The organism is Dietzia sp. NCCP-2495, assembly GCF_026011735.1.
GTDB lineage: Bacteria > Actinomycetota > Actinomycetes > Mycobacteriales > Mycobacteriaceae > Dietzia.
Genome location: NZ_BRVN01000011.1, coordinates 75,087 through 95,568 on the forward strand (window position 1 = coordinate 75,087; position 20,482 = coordinate 95,568).

Annotated in this window: 19 protein-coding genes and 2 pseudogenes; 9 read left to right on the forward strand and 12 right to left on the reverse strand. The window is 67.5% G+C overall.

Annotated elements, in window-relative coordinates:
* Positions 1–7: 7 nt before the first annotated feature.
* Genes OPF83_RS11160 through OPF83_RS11185 form a run of 6 tightly spaced genes read right to left on the reverse strand, consistent with a single transcriptional unit; the run spans position 8 to position 5,951 of the window.
* Positions 8–1,498 carry a NuoM family protein gene (locus OPF83_RS11160; RefSeq protein WP_007626381.1) on the reverse strand — a complete coding sequence of 497 codons (1,491 nt, stop codon included), beginning with the start codon at positions 1,496–1,498 and terminating at the stop codon, positions 8–10.
* Positions 1,499–1,500: 2 nt separating this feature from the next.
* Positions 1,501–3,447 carry an NADH-quinone oxidoreductase subunit L gene (locus OPF83_RS11165; protein ID WP_264887537.1) on the reverse strand — a complete coding sequence of 649 codons (1,947 nt, stop codon included), beginning with the start codon at positions 3,445–3,447 and terminating at the stop codon, positions 1,501–1,503.
* Complete coding sequence (locus OPF83_RS11170) at positions 3,444–3,746, reverse strand: NADH-quinone oxidoreductase subunit K (protein WP_017836397.1); 303 nt, start codon at positions 3,744–3,746, stop codon at positions 3,444–3,446. The genes OPF83_RS11165 and OPF83_RS11170 overlap by 4 nt, the downstream gene beginning before the upstream one ends.
* A complete protein-coding gene (locus OPF83_RS11175; protein ID WP_064257203.1) occupies positions 3,743–4,306 on the reverse strand; it encodes an NADH-quinone oxidoreductase subunit J in 564 nt (187 codons plus the stop codon). Before OPF83_RS11175 ends, OPF83_RS11170 begins: the two co-directional genes overlap by 4 nt.
* 3 nt (positions 4,307–4,309) lie before the next feature.
* Positions 4,310–5,245, reverse strand: coding sequence for a complex I subunit 1 family protein (locus OPF83_RS11180; RefSeq protein ID WP_017836399.1), 936 nt, complete (start codon positions 5,243–5,245; stop codon positions 4,310–4,312).
* Complete coding sequence (locus OPF83_RS11185) at positions 5,238–5,951, reverse strand: hypothetical protein (RefSeq protein ID WP_007626389.1); 714 nt, start codon at positions 5,949–5,951, stop codon at positions 5,238–5,240. The genes OPF83_RS11180 and OPF83_RS11185 overlap by 8 nt, the downstream gene beginning before the upstream one ends.
* 15 nt (positions 5,952–5,966) lie before the next feature.
* Between OPF83_RS11185 and OPF83_RS11190 the strand changes: the two genes are divergently transcribed.
* On the forward strand, positions 5,967–6,416 hold the full coding sequence (locus tag OPF83_RS11190; protein WP_264887538.1) for a hypothetical protein: 450 nt from the start codon (positions 5,967–5,969) through the stop codon (positions 6,414–6,416).
* A 95-nt stretch (positions 6,417–6,511) separates the two neighbouring features.
* Here the strand turns inward: OPF83_RS11190 and OPF83_RS11195 are convergent, their stop codons facing one another.
* A complete protein-coding gene (locus OPF83_RS11195; protein ID WP_264887539.1) occupies positions 6,512–6,856 on the reverse strand; it encodes an NADH-quinone oxidoreductase subunit A in 345 nt (114 codons plus the stop codon).
* Between the two features lie 383 nt (positions 6,857–7,239).
* Between OPF83_RS11195 and OPF83_RS11200 the strand changes: the two genes are divergently transcribed.
* From OPF83_RS11200 to OPF83_RS11220, 5 genes are all read left to right on the forward strand, one after another.
* Complete coding sequence (locus OPF83_RS11200) at positions 7,240–7,503, forward strand: heavy-metal-associated domain-containing protein (RefSeq protein WP_264887540.1); 264 nt, start codon at positions 7,240–7,242, stop codon at positions 7,501–7,503.
* Between the two features lie 876 nt (positions 7,504–8,379).
* Positions 8,380–9,405, forward strand: a complete 1,026-nt coding sequence (locus tag OPF83_RS11205; RefSeq protein WP_264887541.1) for a 3,4-dioxygenase subunit beta — start codon at positions 8,380–8,382, stop codon at positions 9,403–9,405.
* A gap of 63 nt (positions 9,406–9,468) precedes the next feature.
* Positions 9,469–9,732: a twin-arginine translocase TatA/TatE family subunit gene (locus OPF83_RS11210; RefSeq protein WP_264887542.1), complete on the forward strand. Its 264-nt coding sequence runs from the start codon at positions 9,469–9,471 to the stop codon at positions 9,730–9,732.
* Positions 9,729–10,538: a twin-arginine translocase subunit TatC gene (tatC, locus tag OPF83_RS11215; protein ID WP_264887543.1), complete on the forward strand. Its 810-nt coding sequence runs from the start codon at positions 9,729–9,731 to the stop codon at positions 10,536–10,538. The genes OPF83_RS11210 and tatC overlap by 4 nt, the downstream gene beginning before the upstream one ends.
* Complete coding sequence (locus OPF83_RS11220; protein WP_264887544.1) at positions 10,526–11,020, forward strand: preprotein translocase; 495 nt, start codon at positions 10,526–10,528, stop codon at positions 11,018–11,020. Before tatC ends, OPF83_RS11220 begins: the two co-directional genes overlap by 13 nt.
* Positions 11,021–11,285: 265 nt before the next feature.
* Here OPF83_RS11220 and OPF83_RS11230 read toward each other — a convergent pair.
* Both OPF83_RS11230 and OPF83_RS11235 read right to left on the reverse strand, forming a co-directional pair.
* A pseudogene (locus OPF83_RS11230) lies at positions 11,286–11,387 on the reverse strand (IS481 family transposase); the annotation flags it as partial.
* Positions 11,388–11,531: 144 nt separating this feature from the next.
* Positions 11,532–12,473, reverse strand: a complete 942-nt coding sequence (locus OPF83_RS11235; RefSeq protein WP_264887545.1) for a GlxA family transcriptional regulator — start codon at positions 12,471–12,473, stop codon at positions 11,532–11,534.
* Positions 12,474–12,580: 107 nt separating this feature from the next.
* On the opposite strand from OPF83_RS11235, the gene OPF83_RS11240 reads away from it, so the two are divergent.
* Positions 12,581–12,892 (forward strand): putative quinol monooxygenase, encoded by a 312-nt coding sequence (locus tag OPF83_RS11240; protein ID WP_264887546.1) that lies wholly within the window; start codon positions 12,581–12,583, stop codon positions 12,890–12,892.
* A gap of 742 nt (positions 12,893–13,634) precedes the next feature.
* Here OPF83_RS11240 and OPF83_RS11245 read toward each other — a convergent pair.
* The gene (locus OPF83_RS11245; protein ID WP_264887547.1) at positions 13,635–13,829 is read right to left on the reverse strand and encodes a hypothetical protein; all 195 of its coding nucleotides are present in this window, start codon (positions 13,827–13,829) and stop codon (positions 13,635–13,637) included.
* 154 nt (positions 13,830–13,983) lie between these two features.
* Between OPF83_RS11245 and nhaA the strand changes: the two are divergent.
* Positions 13,984–15,811, forward strand: a pseudogene (gene nhaA / locus OPF83_RS17525) (Na+/H+ antiporter NhaA).
* Between the two features lie 685 nt (positions 15,812–16,496).
* Positions 16,497–19,163 carry an excinuclease ABC subunit UvrA gene (locus OPF83_RS11260; protein ID WP_264887548.1) on the forward strand — a complete coding sequence of 889 codons (2,667 nt, stop codon included), beginning with the start codon at positions 16,497–16,499 and terminating at the stop codon, positions 19,161–19,163.
* A gap of 287 nt (positions 19,164–19,450) precedes the next feature.
* On the opposite strand, the gene OPF83_RS11265 is transcribed toward OPF83_RS11260, so the two are convergent.
* Entirely contained in the window at positions 19,451–19,954 is a 504-nt protein-coding gene (locus tag OPF83_RS11265) for a hypothetical protein (RefSeq protein WP_264887549.1), read from the reverse strand.
* A gap of 85 nt (positions 19,955–20,039) precedes the next feature.
* A partial coding sequence (locus OPF83_RS11270; RefSeq protein ID WP_264887550.1) for an Ig-like domain-containing protein occupies positions 20,040–20,482 on the reverse strand: 443 nt, incomplete at its 5' end.

Consider the following 20,482-nt stretch of genomic DNA (forward strand, 5'->3'; position numbering starts at 1 on the left):
CCACGGGTTACCGTCCCACCAGTTCCACGAGGGCGGCCGAGCTCGGCTCGATCACCCCGAGCAGCACCAGCGGCAGCACTCCGATCAGCACGGACAGCGCCAGCAGAGGGCCGGCCGACCACAGCTCGTGCGCCCGCAGGTCCGCGAACCCGGGGGAGCGCCCGGCGGCGGGCCCGGTGAAGACCCGCTGCAGGGCCCGCAGGAACAGGGCGGCGGTGATCACGATGCCCACTAGCGCCACTGCGGTCACCGGGGCCACGGCCACGCTGCCGGCGAAGATCTGGAACTCGGCTATGAACCCGGAGAACCCGGGCAGGCCCAGGGAGGCAAAGGCGCCGATCGCGAACAGCGCCGCGTACCGCGGGGCGGGGCCGGCCAGCCCGCCATAGGAACCCAGGTCGTAGGTCCCGGCCCGGCTCTGCATGACCCCGGCCAGCAAGAACAGGGCGGCGGTGATCAGTCCGTGGCTGACCATCTGCACCATCGCGCCGGTGACCGCCACGGACCGGGCCTGCTCGGCACCCTCCACCAGCAGCCCGGCCGCACCCAGGGCCAGGACGATGTAGCCCATGTGGTTGACGGAGGTGTAGGCGATCATCCGCTTGAGGTCGGTCTGGGCAAGCGCCACCAGTGCGCCGTAGAGCACGGAGACGATTCCCACGGCCACGATCACCCAGGCCCACGCCCGCCAGACCTCGGGCAGCATCGGCATGGCGATCCGCACGAAGCCGTACGCGCCCATCTTCAGCAACACCCCCGCCAGGACGGCCGAGCCGGCGGCCGGGGCGTCGGTGTGGGCCGGGGGAAGCCAGGTGTGGAACGGCACGGTGGGGGTCTTGACGGCCAAGCCCACCAGGATCGCCGCCAGCACCAGCCCCCCGGCGAGCGGCTCACCGGCCAGCGGGGGTGCGGCGACCAGCTCGGGGATGTCAAAGGTGTGGGGCGCCGAGAACACATACAGCCCGATGAAACCCAGCAGCAGGGCCAGCGACCCCAGGAACGTGTAGAGGAAGAACTTCAGCGCCGACCGGGCCGCATTGCCGTGGCCCCACCCGGCGATGATGAAGTACATTCCCACGATCGACAGGTCAAAAAAGACGAAGAACAGGATCAGGTCGGCCGAAACGAACACGCCGAGGCTCATGCTCTGCAGGAACAAAAATAGCGCCGCCTGCACGCGCGGCCGGTCCGAATCCCGCAGGCAGTACACAGCGCACGCCAAGAACACCACGACCGTCATCGCCACCAGCGGCAGGGACAGCCCGTCGATGCCCACGTGGTAACTGCTGCCCACCCCCGGGATCCACGGCACCTGCTCCTCGAACGCCAGCCCGTTCGGTCCCGGGTCCTTGTAGCCGGCCCACACCACGGCAACCAGCAGCACTTCCAGCACGCTCACCGCTATCCACGCCCATCGCGCGGCCGCCGGCCCGATCGCCGGCACCGCGGCCAGGACGGCGGCGGCGGCCAAGGGGAGAAAGACGATCAGACTGAGCATGCTCATCCCATCACTGCGTAGACGGTCCAGGCCACCACGGCCACGGTGAGCACCGCGACGGCCTGCAGGAGGTACTGGTGGACGGCCCCGGTCTGCGGGGTGCGGGCCAGGTGCCCGAGTCGGCGAACCCAACCGGCCAGGCCCTCGACGGCGCCGTCGACCACGGCGTCATCGAGGCGGGCCGCGCCCTGCCCGGCCGTATGGGCGGCCCGTGCGGCTGCTCCGACTCCGGCGTCGAGGACCTCGTCGTCGAACCGCGCCACGGACCGTGCCAGCATCGGGACGGCCCCGGCCACGGAGGTCACGGCGCGGTCCAGGACCGCGTCGTCGAACCTGGCCAGGAGGTGCGCCAACCGCATGACGGGAACGACGACGACAACGTGCGCAGCAGCCTCCAGCCCCAGCCACCGCTCGGCCCACCCGAGTTTCGGGGCGCGTAGACGTCGCATCAGCAGCACCACGGCCAGGGCGATGGCGGCCGAGACCACGAGCTCGAGCGCCGTCACCTCGCCGTGCCCGCCCATCGCCTGGGCGAGGGCGCCGCTGAGCGGGGGCAGCGCCAACACCGACAGCCCGGCCGCCCCCGCGGCCAGCACGACCAGCGGGGCCTGCTCGAGCGCCCCCACCTGCCCGGTGCCGAGCTCTTGCGTTGCGCCGACCTCCCGCCCGGCGGTGGGCTCCTCGACCCGGGCCTGGGCCCCGCGGTGCCAGATCGTCCATAGGACCTTGCCGGAGTAGGCCGCCGACAGGGCCGCCGCCACCAGTCCTGTGGCGTAGAGCCAGGCCGAGGTCTCCAGGGCCCCAGCCAGCACCGCGTCTTTGGTCGCCCACAGGGACAGCGGTGCGATCCCGGCCAGGGCCAGGGCTCCCACGGTCGCGGTCACGCCCACCACCGGCCATCGGCGGCCCGCCCCGCGCAGTTCCGTGAGCTTCTCGGTGCCCAACGCGGTGAGCCACGCCCCGGCAGCGAGGAACAGCAGCGCCTTGGTGGAGGCATGGGCCACCAGTTGGGCGGCACCTCCGCTCACCGCGCCCACTCCGGCGGCCAGCACCACAAATCCCATCTGCGCCACAGTGGACGCCGCCAGCAACTGTTTGAGATCCCGTTGGGCCAACGCCACGATCCCCATCGCCACCGCGGTCAGTAGCCCGATCCACGCGGCGGCCGGGCCCGCCCACCCGGTGGAGGCGAGCAGCGGCTCCACGCGCAGCAGCAGGTAACCGCCCATTGCCACCATCGCCGCCGAGTGCAGCAGTGCGCTGACCGGACTGGGGCCCTTCATCGCGCCGGAGAGCCAGAACGAGAACGGCAGCTGCGCGGCCTTGCCCAGTGCCGCCACCAGGATCCCGGCCGCCACCACGTGCCGCCACGGGCTCTCCGCCGCCGGCAACTCGGACAGGCCCATACCGGCGCCGCCGGCCAAGGCAGCGCCGGCGGCCAGGTAGAGACCCAGGTCGGCGGTACGGGTGGTGAGGAAGGCCGTGAGCCCGGCCGAGACGCGGTCGGTGTCCCGCCACCAGAACCCGATCAACGCGTACGAGGTCGCGCCCATCAACTCCCAGGCAAACAGCAGCGCTGGCAGGCTGGCGGCCGAGGCCGTGATCAGGGCCGCGGCGGCGAAGAGCAGCATCAGCCCGTGGAAGCGGGGCCGGGCCGCCCGGATGTTGCCGGCCGCAAAAACCAGCACCAAAAGGGTCACCACTGCGACCATCGGCAGGGTTAGCGCCGCCAGGGCGTCGACCTCCAATGCCACGTCGACGCCGGCGATGAACGGGAACGCCACCGCAGGCCGCGCAACGGCGACGACAGCCGCCAGCAGCGCGGTCACGGCAGCGGTCGATACCGCGATCGGGGCCGCAACCCGCTCCGCCCGGGTCAGCGCGAGCACCGCACCCACGGCAGCCGGGAGCACCACCAGGGTCAGCAGCAAGGTCTGGTCGGCGGTCATCCGGAGAGATCCTCGGCCATGTCGGTCATGTCGGTCTGCCGCTTGCGGTGCAACAGCGTCGCCACGGCAAAGCCCATGGCCATCTCCACGGTCATGGCCGCCAGCACCACCAGCAGCAGCACCTGCCCGGAGGGGCCCGGGGCCAGGAACCACCAGAACCCCGCGGCGGCCAGGAGCACCCCGTTGATCATCAACTCCAGGCCCATCATCACCATCACCACCACCTGCTGGGACAGGGCCCCGTAGAGCCCGACGGCGAACAGGGCGGCGGCCACCACCAGAACGGCCTCCAGGGTCATCGACCCACACCTCCCGGCTGGGGGTCGTCGGCCGGGCGGCGCCGCAGATCGTCGCCGAGCCGGTCGTAGCGGGTGCGCCCGGCGGCCAGGACGATCCCGGCCACGATGGTGGCCACCATGACCGCGCCCACCACGGCCATCACCAACATCTTTTCGCCCATGATCTCCAGGCCCAGCGCGTTGGTGAGGTCCTCGGGTGGGGCGCCACGTCGCTCGGGCCACGGGATCAGCAGCGCCCCGGCGGCCAGCAGCACAAAGACCCCGACCGAGGTGCCGATCGCGGTCTTCTTCCCGTGGGTCATGTCCATCGGCATCAGCGCCGGGTTCATGCCCATGAACATCACCATGTAGACCGCCATCACCGCCATCTCCATGACCATCATCAGAATCGTGATGATGCCCAGGTAGCTCTGACCCAGCAGCAAAATCATCACCCCCACGGCGATGAACGATGCCGCCAGCGCGTAGGTGGCCCGGGCCATCGAGTCCACCACGAACACGGCCGTCCCCGCGGTCACCGCCACCACAGCGAGTACCCAGAACACGATCCCGACCAGCACGGCTCAGCCCTTCCAGACCACGACGAGGGACACAAGCAGATCCTGGGCCACGACGGCCGGGAGCAAGACAGTCCAGCCGATCTCCATGAACCGATCCGGTCGCAGCAGCGGAAGTTTGCGCCGCGCCCACACCAGAACCGTCAGCACCAGCGCTGTCTTGACCAGCACCCACGCCCAGTCGGGCAGGACGGGCCCGGCACCACCGCCGAGGAAGAGCGGCACCGAGAACGCCGCCCCGGCGGTGAGGAACAGGTAGCGCCCGGCCTGCAGGACCAGCCGATCGACCCCCGAGAGTTCGGCCGTCACCCCGCCGACGATGTCCGCGGACAGGGCCGGGGCGAATGGACCCCATACAGAGAAGCCGGTCACGCCGATCAGGAAGACCAGGAACGCCACCGGCATCCACACCACAAACCACACGCCGTCCTGCGCGGCCGCGACGTCGCCCACCGCCAGACTGCCGGCGGCGATCGCCGGGGCCACCAATGCGAACATCAGCGGCAGCTCATAGGCCAGCCCGTGCGCGAGGAAGCGGTAACCGCCCACCAGACCGTGGATGGAGTTGGCGCCCCACCCCGCCAGCCAGACCAGGGCCCACACCATGACGTCGACGGCGTTGAACCACACAACTCCCACGTCGAGGTCCGCCAGTGTCCAGCGGCCCAGCGGGATCACGGCGATCATCAGGAACGCCCCGACCAGCATGCCCGCGCCGCCGATCCGCCACAGCAGGGTGTCCGCGGCGACCGTCGTGCGGCGACGCTGCCGCAACAGACGGGCCGCACGGGCCAGGGGAGTGGGCCCGCCACGACCGCCGCCCCGCGCCGGCGACGAGAGCACCCCGTCCAGCGCCACCGCGAACAACGCCAGCCCACACAGGATCACCCCGGCCAGCACGGCCCACCCACCGGACACGGTCGTCACCACGGTCTCAGACATGCCCCACCTCCCGGACGGCAGGATGCGAGCCCAGATCAAGGCTCGCCACCGCCAAGCGCACAGTGCCCAGCTCCAAACCGGTCACCAGGTCCGGCACCACCGCCCACGGCACAGTTAGTTTGTCCGCAGATTCCTGCGCTGAGCCGCCATCCGCCCGGTCCGGCGTTGCGCCGCCGACCTCGACGCGGATCCGTTCCAGTTGGGCCAGCAACCGGTCGTGGGCATCCCCGAGGCAGTGCCCCGGCAAGCCGTGGCGCTCCAGATCGGCCGGGCCGAGCGGCAGCACGCCCCGCAATGACCAGCGCAGCAGCCGCGACCTGCGAACCTTCCGGTGCAGACGCTCGACGGCGTCACGGGCGGCACCGGGATCGCCCGTCAGAATCCCGTCCCGGGCACGGCGGGCGCAGTCCGCCAGGTCTTCGGCACCGGCCAGTGCCAGCAGTGCCATGACCTGATCACATTGGGTCACCGTGGCAGACGCGTGGTCCGTGGGCCGACCGGGTGCTCCGGCCCTGTGCTCCGTCGCGTCGATCACCGAGGCGGTGGCGTCGACGACAACGTCCCCCTGTAGCGAGCAGTGCAGCACGAGCCCGGCCGGCCAGAACGGCAATACCGGACCGAGCGGCAGATGGAGAACATCCATCTCCAGGCCGTCGCGGTCCTCCCCGCCTTCGGCCAAGGGAATCCCGGCGGGAGCCATGTCCATATCCCCGTGGCCTTCATGGCCCTCGTGCCCGCCGTGGTCTGCGTGGCCCTCGTGGCCACCATGCCCGCCATGGTCTTCGTGGCCCTCGTGCGCCTGGCGATCCGCGTGCTCGTCGTGGTCCGAGTGTCCACCGTGGCCCTGGTGTTCCTCGTGTCCTTCGTGACCCACGTGCCCTTCGTGCCCTTCGCCATCAGCATTGTTCGCGTGATCGGACATCGAGGGCTCCTGCGCCCGTTCGCGGGCGTCGGTCCGGTGATGGGAAGTGTCGAGCAGGAGCGCAGTGGCATTGTCGAGGGCGGGAACCACCGCTCCGGGCGAGGCGATGCCGATGCGCACCCGAGGGCCGGGCATCTGCTCCCAGAGGCGGTTCGCCAGATCCGACAGCTCAGGGCCCGGCGCACCACACACGACGAGCACGTCCCCCTGAGCCGGACTACTGGCTATCCGCCACCCGCGACGGAGTAGCTGTTGCTCAAGCTCCATCCGAGTCGCCCACTGGCCCGGGGCCTCGACGACGAGCACCCGGGTGGCCTGGACGGCGAGGCGGGCGAGAAACGGGCTCAAGCCCATCGGAATGCGCCTTCTCGCCGTGCCCAGGCCACGGCGACTAGCAGGGCACCAAGGAACAGGAACATCTCCACCACCGCAGAGAGCCCCTTCTCGATCACCACCACGGCCCACGGGTACATAAAGAGCATCTCGACGTCGAAGGCCAGAAACACGATCGAGGCGAGGTACCAGCGTGCGTGGAACCGCGACAGGGCGTGCTCCTGCGGTGCCCACCCGGATTGGGCCGGCAGGACTGTCAACGGGTCGGAGGTAATGCTGGCCACGCGGTGGAATGCATAGAAGAGAGCAACGACAGACAGCGCCACCAGAGCCACGGACACGATCCCTGAGGACATGACGGTCTCTCCCCTTTCTCGCGGTCGAACATCGAGGCCGGTCGCTGAGCGGTGGGAGTCACCTTAACGGATTACCGCGATCGATAATCTCGTTCCAGCTCGGCGGTCAGCCGTGACCGGGGCCGGCTCCGCAGAGCAGCAGGAAATGATGGGCGCTGTAGGGCACCGGCAGAGGGTGCTTTCAGGGGCCAGTCCGAAAACCGCGGTTCTCCGAGCCCGATCGACCAGCCTCGGGCAACGTGTCCTGGGGCGCCCACCTCGCTCCCTCGGTGCCAAGGTCAAGATCTCGTGAAGAAACCTGACGACTCGAATCATGTACCCACCGGGGGTATATGATTCTGGTGTGGGATCGCCCCACGGCGTTCGGCGAAAGGATTAAGACGATGACGGCCACCACATACCAAGTTCAGGGGATGACCTGCGGGCATTGCGTTTCGTCCGTGAAAGCCGCTGTTGGTGCATTGCCCGGCGTGATCGGCGTCGAAGTCAACTTGCAGGCAGGAAGTATGACAACGACCGGAACCGCGACTACCCAGGCCGTATCCCAAGCCGTGGCCGACGCCGGATACGCGATAGTCTCCGCAGATCAGACGGTCGGTGTCTCCTTGCCCGTGGCGAGTGGAACGGGTGGCTGCTGCTGCAGCTGACGGTTGGCCCATTTCGGCCCGATGACGCGATGAACCACGTTCTCGAGCGAACACAGCATTGGCCGGGTGGGCACCCTCGCTCACCCGGCGCTCGACTTCCAGCCGCAAGTCATTGAGAGATGTCCGGGTCGGCATGTGGCCCGCGCGCGTGTGGCCCATATGGTGGCGCCGAGGATGATGGGGGACATGAACTCTTCTGCCCGTGCGCTCGGAACGACAGAAGTCGCCGCACCGACGCCACGTCCGGCCACGGGCTTGCGGGCGATGGCGCAGACCGCGGGTGCGCCATAGGTGCAGATTCTGGCGGGTGATCCCGATTCGGCGGGCTAGCTCGGACTCGCCGACGCCGTAGGCGCGTTTGTGGGCGTCGATGAGCTCGACCAGGCGAGGGGTCTCCATGCTCTGAGTGTCCGCGTGCGCCACGGGTACCGTCAAGGGGTAGTTAACCGTTCCGGCAAGGTTAACTTTACAGAATAATAGTTACCGGCGGGCACGCAGGAGCTCGTGTCCTACGCAGTCCGGCTGGTCTTGATGGAATCATGAATGGCGCCGGCGGCTTCTCTGGGGCGGTTGGCCGTGTAGATCTGGGTGGCATTCGGGAGTGCTGGTAGATGGGCAGCCCGGTTCAGCGCAGATTGCGCAGTGGCGGCTAGCGATCGTGCGAAGTGTCGGCCCGCCGTGCCGGGGTCGGCGGTGGAGGAGCGCTTTCCCCGAGTGGCGAGCCGGTCGTTCGCTCCGAGACCGCCTGATTCCGAGCGCTTTCGCGAGTAGTGGCGTACTCCCACTAGACCTACAGTGCGCGTCCAGGCAGTTGCCAGGAACGGCCGTCAGATTGGTGCTCACACCCCCGACGCCTACGAGCTAGGAGCAAGCACCATGAACCACGTCCCTGAAGCTGACCGGACCCCGGATGGGCCGGTGTACGAGGGCCGTCTGCTGGCCCGCCCAGACGATGAACTGGTCGATCAGGGCGCGGCTTTCGACGCCACGACCTTGGTCACCCGACGACGGATGCTGGGCCTGGTCGGCGCGGGAGTCGGCGCGGTCACTCTCGCCGCCTGCTATCCGGGCAGTTCCAGCTCGAGCAGTGCCGGCTCAGTATCTGGTTCCACGACCACCGCTGCCTCCGGGTCCTCGATTGCTGAGATTCCCGAGGAGACCAACGGCCCCTATCCGGCTGATGGCACCAACGGTGTCAACGTGTTGCAAGAGTCCGGAATCGTGCGCAGTGATCTGACGTCCAGCCTTGATGGGGGAACGACCGTTGAGGGCGTGCCGTTTGAGCTCACGTTCGTCGTCACTGACATGGCCAACGGCAACGTCCCCTTCGCGGGTGCGGCGGTCTACGCGTGGCAGTGTGACGCCCAGGGCCTCTACTCGATGTACTCCCAGGGCGCTGAGGACGAGACGTACCTACGCGGCATCCAGGTCGCTGACACCAATGGCGAGTTGACCTTCAAGACCATCGTTCCGGGCTGCTACACAGGCCGATGGGCCCACATCCACTTCGAGGTCTATCCCGACGAGCAGTCCGCGACCGAGGTGGCCAACGTCATCGCGACATCCCAGCTGGCCTTTCCCCCGGAGATGCTCACTGACATCTACGCCCTCGATGCGTACGCCGGCTCGGCCGAGAACCTTGCCGGTGTGGGCGCCGCGATCTCTGATGACGGCATCTTCGCCGAGGGCGACTGGAGCCTGCAGGTGCCCACCATCACCGGCGACATCACTTCCGGGTACGTCGGCAGATTGGCCGTCGGCGTCGACACCACGACCGAAGCCACCAGCGGCGGCGGAGGGATGCCGCCCGGCGGCGGTGGCGGTGGGACGCCGCCCGGTGGTGGCGGTGGGATGCCGCCCGGTGGCGGTACGCCACCTAACGGCGGCCCGCCGAGCAACTAATTACCCCGCCATCTCGGTGGCACACCCCGCTCGATCTGACCCTTAATCTCTAGGAGAAACATCATGTTGCACAATCTCACGGGCTGGCACGCCCTGGTCATCCTCGCCATTTTGCTTCTGGTCTTCGGGGCGTCGAAACTGCCGGCGCTGGCTAAGAGCGTCGGGCAGTCGATGCGGATCCTCAAAGACGAAGTCCGCGAGGGGACCGACGCGGACACAGCGCCAACTGCCAGCACCGTGGCCCCGGCAGTGGCCGGGGCCACGGATCAGCAGGCCGCACCGGTCACGGGTCGCCCGGAGTTGAACCCGGTCAGCAGGGCATCGTGACTGCCGCCACCGCCGCACGGGGAACGATGCTTCTCTCCGACCATGTCCGAGAAATGCGCAACCGCGCCATTCGCGCGGCGGTGGCATTGCTCGTCGGCATCGTCGCCGGCTATCTGCTCTCCGACCAGATCCTTGACGTGCTGCGAGCCCCGATCGATGAGATCGCCCGGTATCGGCAGGCGAGCCTGAACTACGACACGGTGACCGGGGCGTTCGACCTCAAGCTCAAAATCGCACTCTTTACCGGCGTGCTGCTGGCAAGCCCGGTGTGGCTCGTCGAGTTGTTCGGGTTCGCGGTGCCCGGGATGACCGCGAGGGAGAAAAAGTACACCGTCGGGTTCGCGCTAAGCGCGATCCCCCTGTTCGCCACCGGAGTCGCGTTCGGATTCCTGCTGTTCCCGCAAATGGTGCGGCTCCTGGCCGGATTGTCCTCCAACGAGGATGCCACCATTTTGACCGCGACCTACTACGTGGACTTCGTGATGAAGATCGTGCTGGCGACCGGAGTGGCATTCGTGCTGCCCGTCTTTGTCGTCCTGCTCAACTTCCTCGATCTGGTCTCGGCGAAGACCATCCGAGGCAGCTGGCGTCTCATCGTCGTCGGAATCGCGCTGTTCAGCGCACTGGTGACCCCTGCCGCCGACGTGCTGTCGATGTTCCTGGTCGCGGTCCCCATGACCATTCTGTTCGCCGGCGCACTGGCGATCACCCAACTACGGGACAGCCGGGCGAACCGCCGAGCTGTCACCGCTGAGGTCGCCGACCTTTCGGCGGAAAGGCAGGGATCTGCACCATGTTCGGTCTGACGTTCGAGAAGCTGCTATTGCTCGCGATCATCGCCGGGGTCATCCTCGGTCCACACAATCTGCCGATCTACGCGCAGAAGCTCGCCGAGACCGTCCGCGCGCTGCGGGCCTTCATCGACATGACCCGCACAACGGCCGAGAAAGAGATGGGGATACCCCTGCAGCGCGCCGACTGGCAATCGCTGAACCTGCGGCAATACGACCCTCGTCTGATCGTGCGCGAGGCGCTCGATGAAGCTGACAGTACTGCGACCTCACCTGAGGCGGGCACGGAGAGTAGCCGCGAGGTAGAGCCCGCCGAGACTGGGGACGACCTGGCTGAGCAGGCAAGTCGCGTGCGCCCGGGGCAGAAGTTCATCACCACCGGGTCGGCAGCCCATCCAGTTCGCCTGCCCATCGACTCGCTGCCCCTCGATGACCCCCGCCGGATCGCCGCATGCGGCACAACCTTGGTGGACGAGCCTGAACACGTCGAAGTCTGACCCCGACCGTCCGGGAAGCCGGGACACGTCACATGGCCTGTGCTGCGCGCGTGTTGAGTGGGTCTCCAGGGGCGACGCAGGAGCGTCGACGCGGCGTGCTGAGAGGTGGTTCCAGTCGAGCACTAGCTGTACTGACCACTGTGGTTGCGTACGCGGTCTGCGGGTGAGGCGCCTCGTAGTGCGGTGTGGCCGCGGTGGTCATTGTAGTGGTGCAGGAACGCTGGGAAGTGTGCCGCGCGGTCGGCTTCACTGGTGTAGGGCTCGGAAACCGCTCAGCTGCACGAGTGGGCCCCCAGCCGTCATCGACGACACACCGGGCCAGGCGCAGCCTTCCGGTCGGAGTGAGGGTGGCGTTAGCGTGGGACACGAAGACCTCCGTTGTGGATGTGGTTGCTTGGTCGCTTTCACACCTCACACGGAGGTCTTCCCCATGTCGGCCCGCCATGCCGACCTGCGACACAACGTCCGTGGTCATTACGACTAGCACACCGGCTACAGGCGAAGCGATAGGTCAGGAACGGCGTCGCTCCCTACGCAGGAGGGAGCGCAGAGTCTCGGCGTTCGCGTAGCCGACCCGTAGCGCGATCTCGGCGGAGGTGAGGTCCGTGGTTGCTGAGAGGTGCCGAGCTCGTTCGATGCGAAGCCGTTGGACGAAGCCGAGCGGAGTGAGGTTGAGCGCCGCACGGACTCGTCGTTCGAGGGTGCGCCGGCTGGTGCCGAGCGACTGCGCGACGAAGGCGACGTTGAACGGTTCGTCCAGGCGGGCGCGCACGAAGCGTTCGAACTCGACGACGATCGGGTCCTCGTGCCTGAGATGTTCGTAGGCGACAAAGGCCGCCTGCGACGGGCGCTCGTCGATGATGAGGAGCTTGGCGACATGTTGGGCCAGGTCGGGGCTGATCGATCGCACGAGTGAGAGCGCGAGGTCGATGTGGGCGAACGCGGCGCCGGCGGTGACGAGGTTCCCGTCGACCACGACCATGGTGTCGAGATCGAGGGCGACGGTCGGATAGCGCTTCAGGAACTCCGGCCCCAGGAACCAGCTGGTCGTCGCCCGCCGATGATGCATCCGTCCGGTCTCGGCGACAGCGAACACGCCGGTGCACGCCGCGGCGATCCGGGTGGTCGCCTCGTCGAGGCGCCCGAGCGAGGCGATGACCGAACGAGCATCTCGGCTCTGGAGGGCGTCGTTGGTAGGGGCGGCCGTAAGGGTTCCAAGCGCAGGGACGACGACCACGTCGAACTCTGCGGACTCCGACAGCGGGTGGTCCACCGACAGGGTCATCGATGCCGTCGTGGTCACTCGCCGTTTCGGTCCGAGGATGGCGAGTTCGATCGGGTCGATCCGCGGGTCGACATCGCCGCGGGCTCCGTCGGCCACCCGCACGATGTCGATGATCGACGCGATAGCCGAACCGAAGCAGCCGTCGATCGCGACCAGTCCGATACGCATGACGTAAACAATAGCAATACTGCCGTATACGCCACTTCCCCCCGGCCCTCGCTCGTCGTACGCTGAACTCGTCCAACGAAGAACCCCGACTTCAAGGAGAGTCCCTCATGTCCACACCCGCATCACTTCCGTATGCCTTCGTCGCCAAGATCGTCGCGGCCGATGGACAGCACGACGCGGTCGCCGATCTGCTCGCCGGCGCTGTCGCACTCGCCAACGAAGAAGCAGGAACGATTGTCTGGTTCGCGGTCAGGACCCACGCCGACACCTTCTGGATCTTCGATGCATTCCCCGACGAGGCCGCTCGCGACGCCCACGCCAACGGCGCCATCGTCGCAGCCCTGACGGACAACCAGCACCTCCTCGGCGCAGCACCCGAGATCCTGGCGGCCGACGTCCTCGCGTCCAAGCTCCCGTAGTCCGCCAACACACGAGGCGATCGCGCCCCGCCGAGCCGTCGCCAGGTAGCCACGCAACGCCATGCTGCGTTGCCGAGCGGTGCGAGGCCTATCGGCACACGGACAGGATGCCGGCCGCGATCGCTCAGCCGGCGAGGGGACCGTCGCAGAGGAGAGCGACGCCGGTGTCGGGCAGAGCCGTAAGGCCAGCGCATCGCGCGACCACCAGAACCGAACCGCCCCTGCCCTGCGTTTCCGCAGGTCAGGGGCTGTTCGCCGGAGCCGCCTGTCGGAATCGAAGCGACGACCTAATCACGTCGGTTTTGCGTCTATCGCTTGATGCGCCCACTGGGCGAACGAGCCGCTGACCTGCGCAAACGCTGAGCGTGGGGGACGCCGCCATCCGGTGGTGACCGACGACGACCGACCAGTACCGACCGTTTCACCGGAGCTTGCGGCGGCGTCGAAGCCGAGCAAGCTCCATTCCTTTAGCTCACCGCGCCCTCCTCCTCGCCGGTCCCGTCGTCGTCGAAGACGTTTCAGGGGTATTCTCAGATGACGGTGTAGGCTGGCCGCGTCGTAGCCCGGCGGAGCGGCACATAGGGGACAAGCCACCTACGGCAGCGAAGAAACGAGCCAACTCCACCGAGCCACTCTCATTCTGGTACTGACGCGAAGAGAATTTCAGGCCCTGCGCATGATCTCCAGGTCCTCGGTCAGCCGCCGGTTCTCGGCCCTAAGCCGCTTGATCTCGGCGCTCTCCTTAGTGCTGACGCCGGGACGTGCTCCGGCGTCGATGTCGGCCTGCACGGCCCACCTCCGGACCGTTTTCCTTGCCCAGTTCCAACCGGCGGCCGATCTGGTCGCAGCAGGCCGTCAGCGACGCGTACTCACCGCGGTGCTCGGCCACCATCCGCAGCGCCCGCTCCTTGACCGCGGGATCGATTTTCTTCGGCAATCAACCATCCTCCTCGACTCGAAAAGGAGGCGGTGGGAAATCTGGGGCGGTTCACTTCGTCTCCATTCCGCCTTGCGCGCTGCACGGTCGACAAGTCTCGCGGCCGGGCGCTGCGCTTGGGTTCCGATAAACTTCCCGCATGACGAGTCGGCAGATGGAACGGCGCATTAGTTGGCGAACGATTCGCACGGAGTCGGGTTCGGCTTTGCTCTTGGTCGTCGTCGCAGCGGTCGCCTTGCTCTGGGCGAACTCGCCACTCTCCGAGGCCTATTTCGGGCTGTGGGATGTCGAGATCGGGTTCGATGTCGGCGGGTTCGGACTGCACATGAACCTGCACCACTGGATCAACGACGGCCTCATGGTGGTCTTCTTCTTCGTCGTTGGCCTCGAGGTGCGACAGGAGTTCGCGCATGGGACGCTCCGAGACGCCAGCCGCGCGCGTCTCGCGTTGATCGCTGGCGTCGCTGGCGTGGCACTGCCCGCAGTTTTCTACATCCTGATCGTGGCCGCCGCGGGCGGCGACGGGCTCGGTGGATGGGGCGCGGTGGTCGGTACCGACACCGCGTTCCTGTTGGGTGCCCTCGCACTCGTCGGCCCGAAACTTTCCGGCCAGTTGCGGGTGTTCCTACTCACCCTCACCGTCGTCGATGACTTCTTCGCCGTCTCCATCATCGGCATTGTACAGCGACGAGATCCGGCTCGTTCCGCTGCTGATCGCAGTTGCCTGCCTCGCCGGGTTGTGGCTTCTGGGTCGTTCGCGGCAATCGAGCGCCACACCGTACGTGCTGATTGTCATTGTGCTCTGGTTCGCGACCGTTGATTCCGGAGTCCACGCCTCCCTCGCGGGCATGGTCGCAGGACTCCTTATCCCCGCCTACCCGACGCGTCGGCAACAGGTGGTCGCGGCTCGTCAGCTGTTCCGCGACTTCTGGCAGTCGCCGAGCGCGGCATCGGCCCGCGCAGTCGATCGCGGCTTGGCGCGAGGTATCTCGGTAAATGAACGCATGCACGAGGTCTTGCGCATGCCGACCGCGCTCGTCATCGTCCCGATCTTCGCCCTCGCGAACGCTGGCGTCGACCTGCGCGGCGGCGTGCTCGTCGATTCCTTCCAGTCCTCCGTGACGTGGGGAGTCATCGTGGGTCTCGTGCTCGGCAAACTTCTCGGCATCGGTCTCGCCACCTTCGTCGCTGTGAAGCTCGGAGCCGGTCGGCTACCCGAGGGTGTCGGGATGGGCAGCGTGTTTGGCGGCGCGGCGCTTTCGGGGATCGGGTTCACCGTGTCGCTCCTGGTGATCGGCCTCGCGTTCGGCCCGACGTCCGACCTGGGTCGGCAAGCGACCGTCGGCGTGTTGGTCGCGATGGTGCTCGCTACCGCGCTTGGTTGGCTGATTTTCCGGGTTGCTGCGAAACGCTGGGGAGAGGAGACGGCAGATCTGCCGATGGTGCTCACACCACCCGTTGATCCTGAAGTCGACCACATCCGCGGACCAGAGGACGCCCAGCTCACGCTCGTCGAGTACATCGACTTCGAATGCGCCTATTGCGCGCACGCAACGGGTTCCTGGGAGGACCTTCGCAGCCGGTTCGGGGACGATCTCCGGTATGTCGTTCGCCACCTGCCACATCACCCTCACGGCCCCATAGCCGCACGAGCGTCGGAGGCGGCATCGAATCAGGGGATCTTCTGGCCGTGGCTGGACTTCGTCTTCACGCGGCAAGATGCGCTCGAGCGCGAAGATCTGATCCGCTACGCCGAAGAGCTGGGCCTGGATGTCGCCCAGTTCACGGCTGACCTCGATAGTGCCGCCGTACGTGCCCGTGTGGAGCGGGATCTCGAAAGCGCCGATGCAAGCGGAGCGCACGCCACCCCGACGTTCTTCGTAGACGGCCGACGGTTGCTGGGTAACTACGACGCTCGAACGCTCACCTCAGCCCTCGAAGCCAGCCGCCGAGGCACACGAACCCAGGAAGTGCGCTCCTGAGTCGTCAGGCGTCGCGGGGCGCGTCGGTACACCTGCTCCGGTGATTGCTGTCGAACAACTCGGCGCGCCGGCATTGTTGCAGAGCCTCGCAATCGACGGCGTGGCCATGCTGTCGAGCACCCTCACAGGAGTCGCGGTGGCGCTGACGAGCTCACGTTCTCGGGCATTCGCAGTGCGGCTCGGAGCAGTGCTGCTCTTGGGGTGGATCGCCTCAATGGCGGCCGTCTACGCGGTTCCTTCAGCGTGGCTTGCGGTCAGCGTCGCCAGCCTCACCGCGCCTCTTCTGATGTCGGCTTTCGCGTTGTCGAGTTGGTTGCCGTGGGTGCTACTCGCATTGGGGCCCGCGCGGGCGCTCGTACTGCTTCCGTGGCCACGTCGCGCGCTGCCGCCCCGTGTGCTCGCTCCCGCTCCCGGCGAGACTGAAGCCGGAGCCTCACCCGTCCGCATCCGACGGGTGAGGACGACACCGCCACCTGTTACAAGCTACGAACAGGAGAGGCCCTGAGCAGAGGAGCACTGCCTCGCAGCCGTATGTCAACAAGAGCCGTCGCGCCGTTGTCGGAGAGCAGACCGAAGAACCCGCGCGCCTTCTTCTTCGGTAACCCGATGGTAGACAGCCGCATCATCTTGCCTCCCACGGTCGATGAACCTGCTTACCACGAGACCCGCTTGGTACTGTTCCGAAATGGATCACCTTTCCTCAGTGTCCACCCACGTCCAGCCCGATGTCCGGGTGCGTGGTGCCCGCGAACACAACCTCAAGGACGTCGATCTCACGGTTCCGCGAGACGCGATGGTTGTGTTCACGGGCGTGTCCGGATCCGGGAAGTCCTCCTTGGCTTTCGGCACGTTGTACGCGGAGTCGCAGCGGCGCTACTTGGAGTCAGTTGCCCCGTACGCGCGGCGACTGATCGACCAGGCGGGTGTCCCCGACGTCGACTCCATCACCGGGATGCCGCCCGCAGTCGCCTTGCAGCAGCAGCGCGGAGGGCGCAGCGCGCGCTCCTCTGTAGGCAGCATCACCACGCTGTCGAGTGTGGTTCGGATGCTCTATTCGCGAGCCGGTGAATACCCAGACGGTCAGCCGATGCTCTACGCCGAGGACTTCTCCGCGAACACCGTGCAGGGCGCGTGCCCCGAGTGCCACGGCATCGGCAGAGTGTACGCGGTCACCGAGGAGCAGATGGTGCCCGATCCCTCACTCACCATCCGGGAGCGCGCCATCGCATCGTGGCCGACCGCCTGGCACGGCCACCAGTTGCGGGACGTGCTCGTCGCGCTCGGCTACGACGTCGACGTGCCGTGGAAGGATCTGCCGAAGAAGGATCGGGACTGGATCCTCTATACCGACGAGACCCCCTCCGTTCCCGTCCACTCTCGACTCACACTCGCCGAGGCGCGCCGGGCAATCCGAGCAGGAATCGAACCGAGCTACTCGGGCACCTTCGTCGGCGCGCGGCGGTACGTGCTCGACACTTTCGCGAACACGAAGAGCGCGTCGATGAAGCGCCGCGTAGCCCAGTTCATGAGCGCGGCGGTCTGCCCGGTGTGCCATGGGAAGCGGCTCAAACCCGAAGCACTGACGGTGACGTTCGAAGGACTCGATATCGCGGACTTCTCAGCCTTGCCACTGCGTGAATTGGCTGAGCTCCTCGAGTCCGTCGTCGCCGAGTCTGACCGCGAGGGCGAGACCTCCGGCGCCGTGGTAGACGTCGCGACCAGACGTGAAGCCGTCGAGCAGCGCGTTGCTGCTGGCGGCTCCGCGCACTCCGCTGCGCCGGATGTCCGTCGCACACCGAATCAGTCTGTCGAGAAGCGCGCCGCGGCAGCCCGCCTGGGCGCAGAATTACTGGACAGGCTGCGCCCCATCATCGATCTGGGACTCGGTTACCTCTCGCTAGGTCGCACTACGCCGACACTGTCCGGAGGGGAGCTACAGCGACTTCGACTCGCCACGCAGCTCACGTCAGAACTGTTCGGTGTCGTCTACGTCCTCGACGAACCGTCAGCCGGTCTCCATCCGCACGACGTCACCGCGCTGCTGGGTATCCTCGACGGGCTGAAGCAGCGCGGCAACAGCCTCTTCGTCGTGGAGCATTCCGTCGACGTCATGCGGCACGCGGACTGGCTGGTCGACATCGGCCCCGGAGCCGGGGAACGCGGCGGGCGCGTGATCTACAGCGGAGCCCCGGACGGGCTCGCGGAGGTCGACGAGTCGGTGACGCGCGGATACATCTTCGGGGGCAGCGGCCTTCCACCGCACCAGCCCCGTGCCGCCCACGACTGGTTGCAGCTGGAGCACGTCACCCGCAACAACCTGCGGGACCTATCTGTGGCGCTGCCGCTCGGAACGCTCACGGCTGTCACCGGCGTGTCAGGGTCGGGGAAGTCCAGCCTTGTCAGTCAAGTCCTGCCTGCCCTCATCGGCGCCAGGCAAGGAGACGCCCCTCGCGTCGAGGAGGAAAGCGCTGAGGCCGACGCCCTGCTCCTCACTGACGAGTCCGATGAACTCGGAGGGTCGGTCGAGGGCGATCTCACGACCGTCCGGCGTGTGGTGAGCATCGACCAGAAACCCATCGGCCGCACGCCCCGCTCCAACGTCGCGACCTACACTGGACTCTTCGATCATGTGCGGCGCCGGTTCGCCGAGACGCCGGAAGCTCGGACACGCGGATATAAGCCCGGTCGGTTCTCCTTCAATGTCGCAGGCGGCCGTTGCCCGACCTGTGAGGGTGAAGGCTCCGTGATGGTCGAGCTGCTCTTCCTGCCCTCGGTCTACACCGTGTGTCCCGACTGCCATGGCACCCGCTATCAATCGAGCACCCTGGAGATCACCTGGCGAGGGCGCAACATCGCGGAAATCCTCGCGATGAGCGTCGAAGAGGCTCACGAGTTCTTCGCCGGCGAGTACGACGTGATGCGCTCCCTCACCTCGCTGGTCGATGTCGGGCTCGGTTATCTGCGTTTGGGACAGCCGGCCACAGAGCTCTCCGGTGGGGAGGCGCAGCGTGTGAAGCTGGCCACCGAACTGCAACGAGCGCAGCGTGGCGACACTCTGTACGTGCTCGATGAGCCGACCTCCGGATTGCACTGTGCCGACGCAGACCGTCTAGTTACCCACCTTCAGACTCTCGTCGATGCGGGCAACACGGTCGTGATGGTGGAACTCGACATGCGAGTGGTCGGCGCAGCCGACTACGTCATCGATCTCGGGCCGGGAGCCGGTGACAACGGCGGCACAGTGGTCGCGTCCGGAACGCCAGCAGAGGTCGCCGCGTCGAGAAACAGCGCTTCGGCACCGTATCTCGCCGCCGCCCTCGCCGAGGCCGCGACGCTGACGTCAGAGGCATAACCTTCTGCCTCGAGCATGATGCTCAGCAGGCGCACGCTGTCGACGAACTCCCGAGGCGCCTCGACGGTGGGGACATGCGCGGCAGATGGCGCGACGACGGCTCCGGTGCCGAGCCGACTGGCCATCTCTACCTGCACGTCGAACGGCCCGACCGAGGCATCACCGGCTCAAACACCTCGCCGTTGGGGAAGGCACCGATCTTGTAGTGCGCGAGGTGGCCGCGGTCGGCGCGCTGGGGTTCGTGCCCTACGGACACCTCACCAGCAGCGGCCGCCGCGGCGCCCGCGTCAGAAGAAGTTCAGCCCCGAGGAGATGAGGGCCGGGCCCTGGGTGACCACGCTGCCCATGGAGTTCTCAGCGCCGCCCACAGCGACGGTCCGGGTGATCGGGACGGTGTCGCCCGCGCAGTAGGTGATGAGCGAGTGGACCCCGGTGGGGACGTCGTTCGCGGACAGGGTGACCGGGCGGGTGACGATGGGCAGGGCCACCGGGCTGCCGGTGTCCGTGCGCAGGATGGTGGTCCGCTCGCCCGACAGCGTGCCGACGATGTTGTCGAGATTGATGTTGGAGATCATGTCGGCGATGTTCTGGGCGTCGTCACGCTCGGCCACCACAGCCACGCAACCGCCGACCGGGGAGGTGATGCCGGCCTTGAAGGTGGCCGAGACGGTGTTGCCCTCGACGTTGTAGCTGGAGGTGGCGGCGGAGGCGACGCCGGCGGCGCCGACGGTGAGGGCGGCCGAGGCGGCGAGGGTCGCGGCGATGCGGGTGGCGATGCGGGACATGGTCATGAGAACTCCTGTGAGCGGGACTGGTCGGTGGGTGAGGGGGTCGGGTGGTCGGGCCAGGGTGTTCCGGCCCGGGTCGAAGGGCGTGTCAGCTGCCGAGGGAGGCCAGGGATCCGGAGCCGTGAAGCACCGAGCCGAGCGCGATCGATCCGATGAACGCGGTGAGGCTCAGCGAGCCCGAGCCCGATGCCGGGGGATCGGTGACCTCGTTGTCGTCGTCGTCCTCCTCGACCACGACCAGCGTCCCGGTCTCCTCGCTCGGGGCGTGGACGTCGGGATCGGCCGGGACGAACTCCGCGCGCACCGTGTAGCGGCCGGGCTCGCCGGGGGTGTGTACCAGCGTCGCCACGCCGTCGACCACCGGGACCAGGTGCTCGCGGCCGTCCACGGTGAAGCGCACCTGCCCCGCCGCGTCCGCCGGGGTGACCCGCGCGGTGAGGGTGATCTCCTCGCCGGCCACGGCCTCGTCGGCGACGAGCTCGACCGACGTGGGCTCCGGGACGGGCCCCGCCTCGACGGTGACGGTGGTCC

What these genes read in the sequence shown, in the direction of transcription:
- OPF83_RS11260 (WP_264887548.1), top strand. Translation starts at nt 16,497, where the DNA reads ATGGATCACCTTTCCTCAGTGTCCACCCACGTCCAGCCCGATGTCCGG.
- OPF83_RS11205 (WP_264887541.1), top strand. Translation starts at nt 8,380, where the DNA reads ATGAACCACGTCCCTGAAGCTGACCGGACCCCGGATGGGCCGGTGTAC.
- OPF83_RS11220 (WP_264887544.1), top strand. Translation starts at nt 10,526, where the DNA reads ATGTTCGGTCTGACGTTCGAGAAGCTGCTATTGCTCGCGATCATCGCC.
- OPF83_RS11240 (WP_264887546.1), top strand. Translation starts at nt 12,581, where the DNA reads ATGTCCACACCCGCATCACTTCCGTATGCCTTCGTCGCCAAGATCGTC.
- OPF83_RS11180 (WP_017836399.1), bottom strand. Translation starts at nt 5,245, where the DNA reads ATGTCTGAGACCGTGGTGACGACCGTGTCCGGTGGGTGGGCCGTGCTG.
- OPF83_RS11265 (WP_264887549.1), bottom strand. Translation starts at nt 19,954, where the DNA reads ATGACCATGTCCCGCATCGCCACCCGCATCGCCGCGACCCTCGCCGCC.
- OPF83_RS11170 (WP_017836397.1), bottom strand. Translation starts at nt 3,746, where the DNA reads ATGACCCTGGAGGCCGTTCTGGTGGTGGCCGCCGCCCTGTTCGCCGTC.
- OPF83_RS11185 (WP_007626389.1), bottom strand. Translation starts at nt 5,951, where the DNA reads ATGGACATGGCTCCCGCCGGGATTCCCTTGGCCGAAGGCGGGGAGGAC.
- OPF83_RS11165 (WP_264887537.1), bottom strand. Translation starts at nt 3,447, where the DNA reads ATGACCGCCGACCAGACCTTGCTGCTGACCCTGGTGGTGCTCCCGGCT.
- OPF83_RS11210 (WP_264887542.1), top strand. Translation starts at nt 9,469, where the DNA reads ATGTTGCACAATCTCACGGGCTGGCACGCCCTGGTCATCCTCGCCATT.
- OPF83_RS11200 (WP_264887540.1), top strand. Translation starts at nt 7,240, where the DNA reads ATGACGGCCACCACATACCAAGTTCAGGGGATGACCTGCGGGCATTGC.
- OPF83_RS11195 (WP_264887539.1), bottom strand. Translation starts at nt 6,856, where the DNA reads ATGTCCTCAGGGATCGTGTCCGTGGCTCTGGTGGCGCTGTCTGTCGTT.
- OPF83_RS11235 (WP_264887545.1), bottom strand. Translation starts at nt 12,473, where the DNA reads ATGCGTATCGGACTGGTCGCGATCGACGGCTGCTTCGGTTCGGCTATC.
- OPF83_RS11190 (WP_264887538.1), top strand. Translation starts at nt 5,967, where the DNA reads ATGGCCCTCGTGCCCGCCGTGGTCTGCGTGGCCCTCGTGGCCACCATG.
- OPF83_RS11160 (WP_007626381.1), bottom strand. Translation starts at nt 1,498, where the DNA reads ATGCTCAGTCTGATCGTCTTTCTCCCCTTGGCCGCCGCCGCCGTCCTG.